Annotated in this window: 13 protein-coding genes and 1 tRNA gene; 8 read left to right on the top strand and 6 right to left on the bottom strand. The window is 63.1% G+C overall.

The window, feature by feature from the left end:
* Window positions 1-3: 3 nt before the first annotated feature.
* Window positions 4-1,740, bottom strand: a complete 1,737-nt coding sequence (locus BCO18175_RS24375; protein ID WP_174984907.1) for a proline--tRNA ligase — start codon at window positions 1,738-1,740, stop codon at window positions 4-6.
* 218 nt (window positions 1,741-1,958) lie between these two features.
* Here BCO18175_RS24375 and BCO18175_RS24370 point away from each other — a divergent pair, with 218 nt between their 5' ends.
* Both BCO18175_RS24370 and BCO18175_RS24365 read left to right on the top strand, forming a co-directional pair.
* On the top strand, window positions 1,959-2,606 hold the full coding sequence (locus BCO18175_RS24370; protein WP_122944413.1) for an RNA pyrophosphohydrolase: 648 nt from the start codon (window positions 1,959-1,961) through the stop codon (window positions 2,604-2,606).
* 13 nt (window positions 2,607-2,619) lie between these two features.
* A complete protein-coding gene (locus tag BCO18175_RS24365; RefSeq protein WP_174916818.1) occupies window positions 2,620-3,228 on the top strand; it encodes a CNP1-like family protein in 609 nt (202 codons plus the stop codon).
* Window positions 3,229-3,323: 95 nt separating this feature from the next.
* Here the strand turns inward: BCO18175_RS24365 and proB are convergent, their stop codons facing one another.
* The 4 genes from proB to rplU all read right to left on the bottom strand — a co-directional run bounded on the left by proB (window position 3,324) and on the right by rplU (window position 6,430).
* Window positions 3,324-4,442, bottom strand: a complete 1,119-nt coding sequence (proB, locus tag BCO18175_RS24360; RefSeq protein ID WP_174984903.1) for a glutamate 5-kinase — start codon at window positions 4,440-4,442, stop codon at window positions 3,324-3,326.
* Between the two features lie 87 nt (window positions 4,443-4,529).
* Window positions 4,530-5,642, bottom strand: a complete 1,113-nt coding sequence (gene obgE, locus BCO18175_RS24355) for a GTPase ObgE (protein WP_174916816.1) — start codon at window positions 5,640-5,642, stop codon at window positions 4,530-4,532.
* 188 nt (window positions 5,643-5,830) lie between these two features.
* Window positions 5,831-6,094, bottom strand: coding sequence for a 50S ribosomal protein L27 (rpmA, locus tag BCO18175_RS24350; protein ID WP_006476999.1), 264 nt, complete (start codon window positions 6,092-6,094; stop codon window positions 5,831-5,833).
* 24 nt (window positions 6,095-6,118) lie between these two features.
* Window positions 6,119-6,430, bottom strand: a complete 312-nt coding sequence (rplU, locus tag BCO18175_RS24345; protein ID WP_006025184.1) for a 50S ribosomal protein L21 — start codon at window positions 6,428-6,430, stop codon at window positions 6,119-6,121.
* Window positions 6,431-6,640: 210 nt separating this feature from the next.
* Here rplU and BCO18175_RS24340 point away from each other — a divergent pair, with 210 nt between their 5' ends.
* From BCO18175_RS24340 to BCO18175_RS24330, 3 genes are all read left to right on the top strand, one after another.
* The gene (locus tag BCO18175_RS24340; RefSeq protein ID WP_034182656.1) at window positions 6,641-7,636 is read left to right on the top strand and encodes a polyprenyl synthetase family protein; all 996 of its coding nucleotides are present in this window, start codon (window positions 6,641-6,643) and stop codon (window positions 7,634-7,636) included.
* 177 nt (window positions 7,637-7,813) lie between these two features.
* A tRNA-Pro gene (locus BCO18175_RS24335) sits at window positions 7,814-7,890 on the top strand.
* A gap of 158 nt (window positions 7,891-8,048) precedes the next feature.
* Window positions 8,049-9,773 carry a site-specific integrase gene (locus BCO18175_RS24330; RefSeq protein ID WP_174984900.1) on the top strand — a complete coding sequence of 575 codons (1,725 nt, stop codon included), beginning with the start codon at window positions 8,049-8,051 and terminating at the stop codon, window positions 9,771-9,773.
* 6 nt (window positions 9,774-9,779) lie between these two features.
* Here the strand turns inward: BCO18175_RS24330 and BCO18175_RS24325 are convergent, their stop codons facing one another.
* Window positions 9,780-10,115 (bottom strand): helix-turn-helix domain-containing protein, encoded by a 336-nt coding sequence (locus BCO18175_RS24325; RefSeq protein ID WP_174984899.1) that lies wholly within the window; start codon window positions 10,113-10,115, stop codon window positions 9,780-9,782.
* Between the two features lie 268 nt (window positions 10,116-10,383).
* On the opposite strand from BCO18175_RS24325, the gene BCO18175_RS24320 reads away from it, so the two are divergent.
* From BCO18175_RS24320 to trfA, 3 genes are all read left to right on the top strand, one after another.
* A complete protein-coding gene (locus BCO18175_RS24320; RefSeq protein ID WP_254608165.1) occupies window positions 10,384-10,878 on the top strand; it encodes a hypothetical protein in 495 nt (164 codons plus the stop codon).
* A gap of 426 nt (window positions 10,879-11,304) precedes the next feature.
* Window positions 11,305-11,631 (top strand): hypothetical protein, encoded by a 327-nt coding sequence (locus BCO18175_RS24315; protein ID WP_254608164.1) that lies wholly within the window; start codon window positions 11,305-11,307, stop codon window positions 11,629-11,631.
* Window positions 11,632-12,259: 628 nt separating this feature from the next.
* Window positions 12,260-13,168, top strand: a complete 909-nt coding sequence (gene trfA / locus BCO18175_RS24310; RefSeq protein ID WP_174984891.1) for a plasmid replication initiator TrfA — start codon at window positions 12,260-12,262, stop codon at window positions 13,166-13,168.
* Window positions 13,169-13,276 lie beyond the last annotated feature (108 nt).

The following is a 13,276-nucleotide window of genomic DNA, read 5'->3' as shown; positions in this document are numbered from 1 at the left end:
CGCTTAGTGCGCGAGCGCGGCGCGGATCTTCTCCGCGACCGTCGCCGCAGCCGCGTCGGCCGGCAGCAGCGTCGCTTCGGCGTCGCGGCGGCCCTGATACTCGATCTTGCCTTCCTTCAGGCCGCGCTCGCCGATCACGAGGCGATGCGGCACGCCGACCAGCTCCCAGTCGGCGAACATCACGCCCGGGCGTTCGCCACGGTCGTCGAGGATCACGTCGATGCCGGCCGCGGCGAGTTCCGCGTACAGCTTGTCGGCCGCTTCGCGCACCATGTCGCTGCGGTCATAGCCCATCGGGCACAGCACGACTTCGAACGGCGCGATCGACTCGGGCCAGATGATGCCCTTGTCGTCGAAGTTCTGCTCGATCGCCGCGCCGAGAATACGCGTGACGCCGACGCCGTAGCAGCCCATCAGCATCGGCTGCGGCTTGCCCGACTCGTCGAGGAACGTCGCACCCATCGCTTCCGAATACTTGGTGCCGAGCTGGAACACGTGGCCGACCTCGATACCGCGGCAGATGTCGATCACGCCCTTGCCGTCCGGCGACGGGTCGCCCTTCTTCACGTTGCGCACGTCGGCGACGTCCGGCTCGGGCAGGTCGCGGCCCCAGTTCACGCCAGCGATGTGATAGTCGACCTCGTTCGCGCCGACGACGAAATCGCTCATGTTCGCGACCGTGCGGTCCGCGATCACCTTCACGGGCTTCTTCGTGCCGACCGGGCCGAGATAGCCCGGCGGCGTGCCGAACCACTCGACGATTTCCTGCTCGGTCGCGAAGCGGTGGTTCTTCAGGCCCGGCAGCTTCGACACCTTGATCTCGTTCAGGTCGTGGTCGCCGCGCAGCATCACGAGCCAGATGGTCGGCTCGGCGCCTTCGTTGTCGGTCGCGAGCACGATCGACTTGATCGTGCGCTCGAGCGGGATGGCCAGCAGTTCGGCGACGGCTTCGCACTTCGCCTTGCCGGGCGTCGCGACCTTCTCCATCGCTTCGGCCGGCGCCGCGCGTTCGGCGCTCAGCGGCAGTGCCTCGGCCGCCTCAATGTTCGCCGCGAACTCGGACGTCGGGCAGTACGCGATCGCGTCTTCACCGGTGTCGGCGATCACGTGGAATTCGTGCGAGAAGTTGCCGCCGATCGAGCCGCTGTCGGCCGCGACCGCACGGAACTCGAGGCCGAGGCGCGTGAAGATGCGCACGTACGCGTCGTACATCTTGCGATACGACTCGTTCAGGCCGGCCGCATCCTTGTCGAACGAGTATGCGTCCTTCATGATGAATTCGCGGCCGCGCATCACGCCGAAGCGCGGACGGATCTCGTCGCGGAACTTCGTCTGGATCTGGTAGAAGTTCACCGGCATCTGCCGGTAGCTCTTGATCTGGTTGCGCGCGATGTCGGTGATGACTTCCTCGTGCGTCGGCCCGATCACGAAGTCGTTGTCCTTGCGGTCCTTGAAGCGCAGCAGTTCGGGGCCGTACTGCTCCCAGCGGCCCGATTCCTGCCACAGCTCGGCTGGCTGCACGGCCGGCATCAGCAGCTCGATGGCGCCCGCCCGGTTCATTTCCTCGCGCACGATCGCTTCGACCTTGCGAATCGAACGCAGGCCGACCGGCAGGTAGTTATAGATGCCGCCGGCGACGCGACGGATCATGCCGGCGCGCACCATCAGCTTGTGGCTGACGATCTCTGCGTCGGCGGGTGCTTCTTTCAGGGTGCCGATAAAGAAACGGGAAGCTTTCATGCGGACGGTTCCAAAAACGGCGCCCCCAGGCGGGGCGCCCGAAAAAGTTTCAAGGTGAAAAAGCTGCGCGCGACGAACGACGATGGCGCAGACGACGTAGCAGACTAATCAGGGACAATTCAGCCGGTGTACCCCGCGCGGATTCGCTCCGTCACGGTGCGCAGCGCCCGTTATCTGTTTATAATCAAAGCAATTTTAAAGGATTCGAAGGTGGTTGTATGCTGGATCGTGAAGGCTTTCGCCCGAACGTCGGCATCATCCTCTTGAACGCGCGCAACGAGGTGTTTTGGGGCAAGCGGCTCCGCGAGCATTCCTGGCAGTTTCCTCAAGGTGGGATCAAGTACGGCGAGACCCCCATGCAGGCGATGTACCGGGAGCTGCACGAGGAGACGGGCCTGCATCCGGAACACGTCAAGATAATCGGCCGCACCCGCGACTGGTTGCGTTACGAGGTGCCTGACAAGTTCATTAAACGCGAAGTACGCGGTCATTACCGCGGCCAGAAGCAGATCTGGTTCCTGCTGCGGATGGTTGGACGCGATTGCGACATTTGCTTGCGCGCGACCGACCACCCGGAGTTCGATGCGTGGCGCTGGAACGAGTACTGGGTGCCGCTCGATGCGGTGATCGAGTTCAAGCGGGATGTCTATCAGTTGGCGCTGACGGAACTGTCGCGCTTCCTGCGCCGCCCGGCGCAGAAAGCCGAAAAGCCGCGCGGGCCGCGTCTGTCGCGCTATCCGCGCGTCATTGGCGTGCAAGCCCAGCAGACGCTGACGATTGTCGACACATCGGTAGTCTGTTCGGAGATCGAAGTGGAAGCGGGCACGCTCGACGAGATGCCGCCCCACGTGATCGTCGGCAAGTGACGAATCGAACTGCATGACCGGGCGCGACCTTGGTGTCGCGCCCTTTTTTTACGAGGAATGCATATTGAAAGCGATTGCTCTCGCGCTCGCATCGATTGCCGCGGTGGCCACGCTGGCAGGTTGCGCGAATTCGAAGACGCCGACCAACAAGGATGACAGCGAGTTCGTGTATCTGCTCGACCGTCAGGGCACCTGGAAGGAAAACGCGGTCGACTCGCTGCCGCCGCTGCCGCAAACGGGCGACCTGCTACCGTTCAACGTATCCCAGAACACGCCGCTCAAGTTCTTCGTCGACGCGAAGTCGCTCGTGGTCGGCACCGATGGCGTCGTGCGCTACGCGGTCGTCATCACGAGCCCGGCCGGCGCGCGCAACGTGAACTACGAAGGCATCCGCTGCGACACCTACGAATGGCGCCAGTATGCCGGCCTCAATTCGGAACACGACGGCTGGGATCGCACGGTCGAGAACGACTGGCGGCGCATCGAGAACGGCGAACTGAATGCCTACCACTCGGCGCTCTATCAGGACTACTTCTGCTCGAACAAGATGCCGCAGGGCACGACCCAGCAGATCCTGGAGAACATCCGGTTTCACCGCACCGCGATGAGCCAGTTGCGCTGACGGCGCGCGGCGCCCGCCGCCACTGTCCGCCGCATGAAAAAAGCCCGCATCACGCGCGGCTTTTTTCATTTGACGGCCGGGACCGGCACGAATGGTCACACCAGCACCAGGTTGTCGCGATGAATCAACTCGGGTTCCAGCATGTAGCCGAGCACGGATTCGATCTCGCCGCTCGGCTTGCGGTGAATCAGTTTCGTCTCCGCACTGCTGTAGTTCGTGAGCCCACGCGCCACTTCGCGCCCGTCGGGGCCGACACACGCGATGACTTCACCGCGCGCGAACGCGCCCTGCACGTCGATCACGCCGATCGGTAGCAGGCTCTTGCCGCCGGCCGTCAGCTTCTCGACCGCGCCCGCGTCGATCACGACGTGGCCGCGCACCTGAAGATGGTCGGCCATCCACTGCTTGCGTGCCGCCATCCGTGCGGTACGTGCGATCAGTTGCGTGCCGATCGCCTCGCCGGCCGCCAGACGCACGAGCACGTCGGTTTCCCGGCCGCTCGCGATCACGGTGTTCGCGCCGCTGTGCGCCGCACGCTTCGCAGCGAGGATCTTCGTCAGCATCCCGCCGCGGCCGAGACTCGAGCCCGCACCACCCGCCATCGCCTCGAGTTCCGGCGCGCCCGCATTGGCTTCGGCAACGAGCGTCGCGTTCGGATCCTTGCGCGGATCGGCCGTGAACAGCCCCGACTGGTCGGTCAGGATGATCAGCGCATCGCCTTCGATCAGGTTTGCAACGAGCGCGCCGAGCGTGTCGTTGTCGCCGAACTTGATTTCGTCGGTAACGACCGTGTCGTTCTCGTTGATGATCGGCACGACGCCAAGCCGCAACAGCGTCAGCAGCGTCGAACGTGCATTCAGGTAACGCTCGCGGTCCGCCAGGTCGGCATGCGTCAGCAGGATCTGCGCGGTGCGGATGTCGTGCTCGGTGAAGCGGCTCTCATAGACCTGCGCGAGCCCCATCTGGCCGACCGCGGCGGCAGCCTGCAACTCGTCGATTTCCCGCGGCCGCTTGCTCCAGCCGAGCCGCTGCATCCCTTCGGCAATCGCGCCCGAACTGACGAGCACGACTTCCTTGCCCTGGGTGCGCAGCGCGGCGATCTGGGCCGCCCAGCGGCCGATTGCTGCATGATCGAGCCCCTTGCCGTCGTTGGTCACGAGGCTGGAGCCCACCTTCACCACCAATCGCTTCGAATCCGCGATGATCGAACGCATCCTGCACTGTCTCCTGTATCTGATGCCTGCCCGGCCGGGCGCGATTGAATGCCGACGCCGGGCGGCAGGCCCGGCGCGTTCAACCGCTCAGACGTCGTCGCCCGGCGCCGCATCGCCCTTGGCAGGCGGCGCGTCGCGGAAGCGCACGTCCGCCGCGAGATCTTCGGCCTCCGCCGCGCGGTGCGCGTCCGAATGTTCGGAGAGGTAGTCGTAGATCGCGTAGCACAGCGCTTCGCAGCCCTGGCCCGTCAGTGCCGAGATCTCGAACACGGGGCCGTCCCACTCGAAGCGTTCGAGGAAATCCGCGACGCGCGCCTTGCGCTCGTCTTCCGGCACCATGTCGAGCTTGTTGAGCACGAGCCAGCGCGGCTTCTCGTAGAGCGCCTCGTCGTACTTGCGCAGCTCGCCGACGATCGCCGTCGCTTCCGCGACCGGATCGACGGTTTCGTCGAACGGTGCGAGATCGACCAAATGCAGCAGCACGCCGGTGCGCTGCAGGTGGCGCAGGAACTGATGGCCGAGGCCCGCGCCTTCGGCGGCGCCCTCGATCAGCCCCGGGATATCGGCAATCACGAAGCTCTTGCTCGGGCCGACACGCACCACGCCGAGATTCGGCGCAAGCGTCGTGAACGGGTAGTCGGCGATCTTCGGCCTCGCGTTCGACACCGACGAGATGAACGTCGACTTGCCCGCGTTCGGCATGCCGAGCAGACCGACGTCGGCGAGCACCTTCAGCTCGAGCCTCAGCATGCGTCGCTCGCCCGGCTTGCCGTCCGTCTTCTGACGCGGCGCCCGGTTCGTGCTCGACTTGAAATGCAGGTTGCCGAGCCCGCCGGAGCCGCCCTGCGCAAGCATCACCTGCTGGTCGTGCTCGGTCAGGTCGGCGATCAGCTCGCCGGTATCCATGTCGTTGATGATCGTGCCGACCGGCATGCGCAGCGTGACGTCGTCGCCGCCCTTGCCGTAGCAATCCGAGCCGCGCCCGTTTTCGCCGTTGCGCGCCAGGTGTTTCTTCGCGTAACGGTAGTCGATCAGCGTGTTGATGTTGCGGTCGGCGATCGCGTACACGCTACCGCCCCGGCCGCCGTCGCCGCCATCCGGCCCGCCGAACGGGACGAATTTCTCGCGGCGCATCGACGCGCTGCCATCGCCTCCGTCGCCGGCGATGACTTCGATTCGTGCTTCGTCAATGAACTTCATTCGTCACTCCGCCCAGTATTTCCGCTATTGTGCCGCGCGCCGGCGCGCTTGAACAATCTGCCGTTCGGCCGATCGTACGCCGGTTGCGCGATGGTCGCCCGAGCGCACACGCGCCCGGCGGCCAAATAAAAAAAGGCCCCGCGAAGACTGCGGGGCCTTTCGGCTACGAAGCCCGTGGGTGCCTGAACTTAGGCAGCCGCCGGGACAACGATGACCAGATGCTTCTTGTCCGCGCCCTTGGTCGCGAACTTGACGTGACCGTCAACCAGCGCGAACAGGGTGTGATCCTTGCCCATGCCGACGTTCTCGCCTGCGTGCATGCGCGTACCGCGCTGACGCACGATGATGCCGCCAGCATTGATTGCCTGGCCGCCGTACACTTTCACGCCGAGACGCTTCGACTCGGAGTCGCGGCCGTTCCGGGAAGAGCCGCCTGCCTTTTTGTGTGCCATCTGATTGCTCCTTTACCGAGGCGCTTACGCGTTGATCGCGTCGATGCGCAGCTCAGTGTAGTTCTGGCGGTGGCCGCCGTGCTTTTGGTAGTGCTTCCGGCGACGCATCTTGAAGATGGTGACCTTGGCATGACGACCGTGCGACACAACGGTGGCCTTGACGGAAGCCCCACTGACCAGCGGCGTACCGAACTTAATCGATTCGCCTTCGCCCACTGCGAGAACCTGGTCGAGCGTGATTTCAGCGTCAATGTCAGCCGGTATCTGTTCTACTTTGAGTTTTTCGCCAACGGCAACCTTGTACTGCTTGCCGCCGGTTTTTATGACCGCGTACATTGAGAACCTCACTCTGGATCCAATTTTTCCGCACACCACGCGCGGAAAACACGTGATTATACATGGGGTTAGCACCGAAGTCAAAACCGATCGACGATTGCCCCGCGCGGGCCTCGGCCGAACGGCCAAATTCGCGGCTGAAGCACGTGTGACAAACCGGGATATCTCGGATTCGACTTATAATCCGCCGCATCACCCAATTCCATCATCATGTCGTCGTCCACCGCCTCCCCCACCCTCAGCGCCGCCCATCTGCTCGCTCCGATCACCAGTGACATGGAGCAGGTGAATCGCGTTATCCGGCAAAGCCTCGCGTCCGATGTGCTGCTGATCAACCAGATCGCCGAGTACATCATCGGCGCGGGCGGCAAGCGGCTGCGCCCGGCATTGCTGCTGCTCGTCGCCGGCGCGCTCGGCGAGACGTCGCATCAACGGCACGTGCTGGCCGCCGTCGTCGAGTTCATCCATACGGCCACGCTGCTGCATGACGACGTCGTCGACGAATCCGAACTGCGCCGCGGCCGCCAGACCGCCAATGCGCTGTTCGGTAACGCGGCGAGCGTGCTGGTAGGCGACTACCTCTATTCGCGCTCGTTCGAGATGATGGTCGGCGTCGGCAAGATGCGCGTGATGGAGATCCTGTCCGAAGCGACGACGATCATTTCCGAAGGCGAGGTGCTGCAGCTCCTCAACATGCACGACGCGGACGTCGACGAAACGCGCTACATGCAGGTGATCCGCTACAAGACGGCCAAGCTGTTCGAGGCGTCGGCGCGTCTGGGCGCGGTACTCGCGGGCGCCGATGCGCCGACCGAGGCCGCCGCCGCCGAATACGGCCGCCGGATCGGTACCGCATTCCAGATCATGGACGACTGGCTCGACTACGCAGGCACCGTCGAGGCAATGGGCAAGAATGCCGGCGACGACCTTCGCGAAGGCAAGCCGACGCTGCCGCTCATCTATCTGATCGAACGCGGCACGCCCGAACAATCGGCGCTGGCACGCGAGGCGATCGAACAGGGCGGCACCGATCGCTTCGATACGATTTTCGAAGCGATCACGCGTTCTGGCGCACTGGATCACACACTCGAATGCGCACGCCAGGAAGCGCAGGCGGCAGCGGCGGCGATCGCAGCGTTCCCCGATTCGATCTACAAGGAAAGCCTGCTCGCGTTGTGCTCGTACTCGACGTCGCGGCAGTCGTAAGTGCATGTCGTGCGTCGCCGCTACGGCTGCGACGTACGTTCGACACGGGAAAATCACCTGTCTCGAAAAATTTCTTCTCCAAGGCCTTCCCTTTTTGAAGAAACGTCGTTATAGTTATGTTCTTGCTCGACGACGCAGCGGTCTTGAAGAAGACTGCGAAATCGGAAGAGTCCAAATCGGGGTGTAGCTTAGCCTGGTAGAGCGCTACGTTCGGGACGTAGAGGCCGGAGGTTCGAATCCTCTCACCCCGACCAGGTTTCCTTGCAAAAACAGCGGACTAGATGTCCGCTGTTTTTGTTTCCAGGGTCCGCAGTGGCAAATCAGTGGCAATCTCCGCCACTTCGCTACAAATCGCGAAACATCCCCCTGCCTTACGCCTATACGTTGCTCCAAACCTTGGAGCATCGCTGCCATGGCGTCCATCGAGAACCGCTCGCGCATCCGCGTCACCGTCCGCAACCGCGACGACCTGACCCGGACCTTTTCCCACAACGCCGACAAAGCTATCCAGCACTACGTCCAGACGCTGCAGTTGCAGGGACTCAAGCCGAGGCTGGCCAGCCTCGACGACCACTATGTCGTCCGGACACGCAGCGTCGCGCACAAGAACCAGTTCCTCACCGCGCACAGCGAAGCGGAAGCCATCGCCATCAAGCAGCGCATCGAGAGCGAGCAGCGCCAGGGGCTTTTCATCGACTATGCGAAGGGGCACAAGACGACCCTCGCCGACCTGCTGATTCGCTACCTTCGCGACGAGGCGCCGCGCGACAAGAGCTTCGAGGTCCTCGGCTACAAAATCAATGCGTGGCTGGAGGATGCCGGCTTGCCCCGGCAGGACCTCGCCGAGATTCGCGACGCGCATCCCAACCCTTGCCCCACAGTCGCGGCCATGAAAATCCGCAGGTCCACGGGCACTCGCGTCGGGCAGCCGTCGGAGACCAGCAAGTTCATCCGCAAGCCCTTCGCCGCCATCGTCCCGGACGACTTCGGCGACTACATCGAAGAGCGCTGCCAGGTAGTCGAGCCGAGCACGGTGGACCGCGAAATCGACATCTTCTCGGCGGTCTGCCACATCGCCATCGACACCTGGCGGATTCACGTCGCCAAGAACCCGATGGACGGTGTACGCCGGCCCCGCTACTACAACGAGCGGGACCGCCGCCTGAAGGATGGCGAGGAGGCGCGCTTGCTGGCCGCCGCCCGCGAGGAGGACTGCGCGCATTCCATCGCTCTGCGCCTCGAGCAGCTGATGGCAGCAAAACGCGAGGACGCGAACAGCGCGACCACCGTGTACCGGCGCAAGCAGGTTATCAAGGACGCTCGGCAGCGCTACCAGGCGGAAGCCGAGCAGACGTACGAGCACATTCCGATGCTGGAGACTTTCATCCACTTCCAGCTGATGACTGGCGCCCGCCGCAGCGAGACGCTGACGCTGACCTGGTCGAACGTGAACCTGGACGGCCAGGCCGCGTTCCTGCCAGAAACCAAGAATGGCCGGCCCCGCACCCTGCCTCTTCGCAGCGACCTCGTCGAACTGCTGCGCCGGCTGCCGCGCGCCAGCGAACTGGTGTTCCCAATCGGCGTCGACGGCCTGCGCAAGGCTTGGCAACGCATTTGCATCGCCGCGGGCCTGACTGGCGGCAACGAGGTGCGCATCCATGACCTGCGCCATGAAGCCATTTCCCGAGTCGCCGAGGCCGGCAGCCGCACGCCCGGCGGGTTCTCGCTGGTCGACCTTCAGCACTTCAGCGGCCACCGCGATACCCGCATGCTGCTGCGCTATGCGCATCTGTGCGCGGGAAGCTTTGCCAAGCGGCTCGATGACGCTTTCCGGGTCGACTCGCCCGATTCGACACTCCACCGTGGCCGGCTTCGGCTCAAACAGGGTGCGTCCGTCTCGCTCAAGGAGATGCTGGACGACCATGCGCCGGCACCGTCAACCGCCCCGCTCGCCGACGACGTCGCGCCGCCAACACACGGTTCGGACGTCGCCAACACGATGCAGTCTTCAAGAAGCAGCCACGGGAGTCTCGACGCTCGCGCCTGTCAGCAAACAGAGGAGCCGGTCTCATCGACGACATCGACCGGCTCGGCCGGGAACGTCATCCGCGTCGACTTTGCCCGCCGGGTCGCGTGACGGCCACTACTTGTTACGCTTGCCTGCCAGGATGGCGTCAATCATGGCCTTGATATGCTTGCGCTCGGTCTTGGGCAGGCGCACCCACGTGAGCACGAGGTCAGCAAGCTCGTCGTCTTCGCAATAGAAGTAGGCCGCAGGGAGATGAAGCGCCTCCGCCAGTTTGACGGCGATGCCAAAGGGGGGCTCGTGCGTCCCCGTTTCATAGCGGCTCATGCGAGCACTGGCAGTGCTCTCGTCGAGCCCAATCTGGACGCCCAGCCGGTCTTGTGGGATATCGGCCCGCTGCCGCGCAGCCCGTAGGCGGCGGCCGAATAGGGTGGCGGGCTCCTTTCTCGTCATCCTGCGAATATCGTAGGATTCCCTTGCCGTTTCTCTACGTAATTCGTAGAATCTAACGCCGCCCTCCGCGCTGCCCAGCCGCTTGGTGGCGACTCAGCGCGCCGTACGGTTCAAGCCGCGCGCGTGACGCGATACCCGGTTCTCAGCTGGGCACGCACCACCCGAAACAAAATACGGAGGTCCATCTGTGGATGGCCATCGGACGCCTCGGCCGGCAGCGATTGCAGCTACTGCGCCGACCCACAATGAGCCGCATGCGCGGATGTCGATGGAATTGCAGCAGCGCCTGGCTTCGTCTTATCCGTTGTTCTTCCGGGCCATGACCTGTCCGGAGGCATACCCTTCGAACATTGGGCTCCTGGGCATCCAGTGCGGCGCCGGGTGGTACTCGGTAATTGACCGACTCGCGGACGAGACTGAGCGTGAAATTCAGGCGCTATGGGCCAAGGAGGCACACCTGCCCGCCCTTCTCGTGTCGCTCGAACAGGCACTGCGGGAGAAATCTCTTCTGGAGACGTACGACCCGTACCCGGTACTCCCGCTCTGCAGCAGCATTCAAACGACGAACGGCCTGCTCGACATCAGACTGATATTCGGATTCTTCTTTGACATGCCATCGCGTAATCGCATCCGTGACGCGGTCGAGAAGGCGGAGCTTCGCGCGCGAACCGTTTGCGAATGCTGCGGCGGTGCCGGCACGTTCCGGAAGTATTGGTCGCGCGTGTACTGCGACGGCTGCATCGCAGAAGAGCCGGAGTCGTAAACGCACCGCGGAGAGATTGACCAGCTTGCCAGCCGGGCAGCCGCCGCCGACGGCACGAAACTTTTTTCTCACGTTTTCTCAGCGAATCTGAGAAAACCCACCCTGCTGCCCCGGGTAGCCGGCAACCGGCGCTCCTAACCTACGAGATTCGAAGAGCCGTACTTGCCCTACATCTACGTTATTCGTAGAATTCTTGCACGAGTGTGCCGATTGGAGCGCACGGACTCGCCAATCTGAGCGCGGCTCGCATAACGACCACTTCCGCAGCCAGGACGAACCACCGACGCAAAGAGCGCCCCGACGACGGCCGCGGTGATGCGAGTCACGCGATGCCCTCTGCCACTTGGTGCCCAAGGATGCTCTCGAGCATTTCTCAACGCTACGCCGGATTCGGGCATTTAAAACGCAATGCTCTTTGACAGCACTATGACGCTCAAAAAAATCTCCTTCGCTGCGGCCTTGTTTTTGTATTCGCTCGCGGCTCCCTGCGCAGAATCCACGCAGCTGCTCTGCAAGGCAGCGGAGTCGACGACCAGCTATTTCCCGAGGGGCAAGGCGATTGAGGTGCCAGTCGAGAAGCTCGCCGAGGAAGGCACCGAGTATGTCGTCCGGGGCTGGCACTTCTCGAATGACATCCTCCGGGTGTCACGGTCGAGCGGCGAATTTTCGTACGCTACCGCTATCAGCCGCTTTGACCATCCGGCGCGCGCAACAGGCGTGTGCGAATCCAAGCAGCAAAAGCTGAGGTTCTAACGCAACAGGGGCGGGGCGCAACCAGTTTCCGCACCAAATAGCGACGGCCGACGAATTCTGCCGCCACGAACACATCCACACTCCCTGCCCGTCCAACAGCGCTCGCCATTAGCCATAAGTCCCTGCACCCAATTTTGCCAAATGACTTGAACGAGCCGGCTGCATCCCCCGACCGTAACGGACTGCGCACCGGCCGCCCTTCCTGCTACCAGGCGCCAGCACGGCACCTTGGAAGCGACAGCCGCGGGAAGCTACGGGCGGAAGCATTTGCACATCCGTTTCCGCAATCCCGCCCGTCCTGGCAAGCCAGTGCCGCGAGGGCGGAATGATATCCACCTGCGGAGCGAGCGAAGATGCCGCGTCAGCAGCCGCGAGCGTAGCGAGCTGCCTTAACCCCACAGCGCCTTGATTGAAATTCTCCTGTTTATGAATTGCCCTCCCGGAGCCGGCGAGAAGCCGCAGTATTTGCGGGCAGTTTTTGCTGCAGGCCGTTCCGCAAGTCCCCACATTTCATCCGCAAGTCCCCGCCGCGTTATCCGCAAGTCCCTGCATGGCCGGCATGAGCTACTCCTCGCCTATACTTCCTGCCGTCCGTCGGGCGGCCACGTGACGAGACGATAGAGATGCAATGACCGCACTTCCGAACGCCAGCCCGGTGAGATGGCCAAAGCTGCCACTCAAGCACGGATTGAACAATAACCTCGTGACGGCGCACGCCCTCGCGCGCAGCGCAATCTTCAGTACGCGGTTCTACCGCAGCCACGCCGAGCGGCCCCTGTATCGCGAACGAACCCGGTTGCCATCGACGAGCGATATCGAGGTCTTCCAGACGGCCGGCCACCAACTCGACCAGGGCGACGCCGATGTCTTCTATGAGCTTCTGAGGCGTGTATTTGCGGACGGCCACGAAATGTTCCGCGAGTCCCACGTCGCCTTCCGTCGCGCCGAATTGCTGAGGGCGCTCGGCCGCAGCGCTGGCGGCAAGACCCGGAAGCTTCTGGATGAATCGCTTGACCGGCTCTACCGCGCCGAGTTCGAGTTTTCGGTGCATGGCCTTTTTTCCGGCAAGTCCCGGCTCATTCTCAAGATGCATTGCCTCGATAAAAAAACAGCGGCCGGCGAGGACTATGACGTTCTGCTCGATGTCGAGTTGGCCCGATTGTTCGACGGTAATCAGTGGACAGTCCTCCGGCGGTCACAGCGGCGGCTCCTTGACGGCAACCCCCTCGCGAAAGGCTTGCACGCTCTTTTCTCGACGTGGTCAACCCCTTACCCCATGCTTCCGGAGACGTTGCTGCCGCTGGCGGGACGGCAGGGAATGCAGCAAAGCAAGTGGCTCGACGTGTTGCTTCCTGCTCTCGCGGCTGTCAAGCTCGTGACCGGCTGGCCCAAATGCGAACTCGAAACGCAAGGCCTCCATGCGGGAAAAGTCGTCGTAAAAAAAGGCGATTGCATTCCTGCGCGCGCAGGAAAGTCCAAAACTCAAAAACCAGTGTCGGAACCAACTGAACAGCATGACCTCGACGACGACATTTAGTCGCTCGCCGTCAACATCGGGGACCTCCATCTGTTGATTTCCACCGAGTCTTAACCCACCGATTTCATCTAAATCTGACCCACCCTGAGACAGCGTAGTACATCTATT

Source organism: Burkholderia lata (genome assembly GCF_902499335.1).
Taxonomy (GTDB): domain Bacteria; phylum Pseudomonadota; class Gammaproteobacteria; order Burkholderiales; family Burkholderiaceae; genus Burkholderia; species Burkholderia lata_B.
The sequence above is the reverse complement of the archived record's forward strand: the minus strand, read 5'-3'. Positions and strand labels throughout refer to the sequence as shown.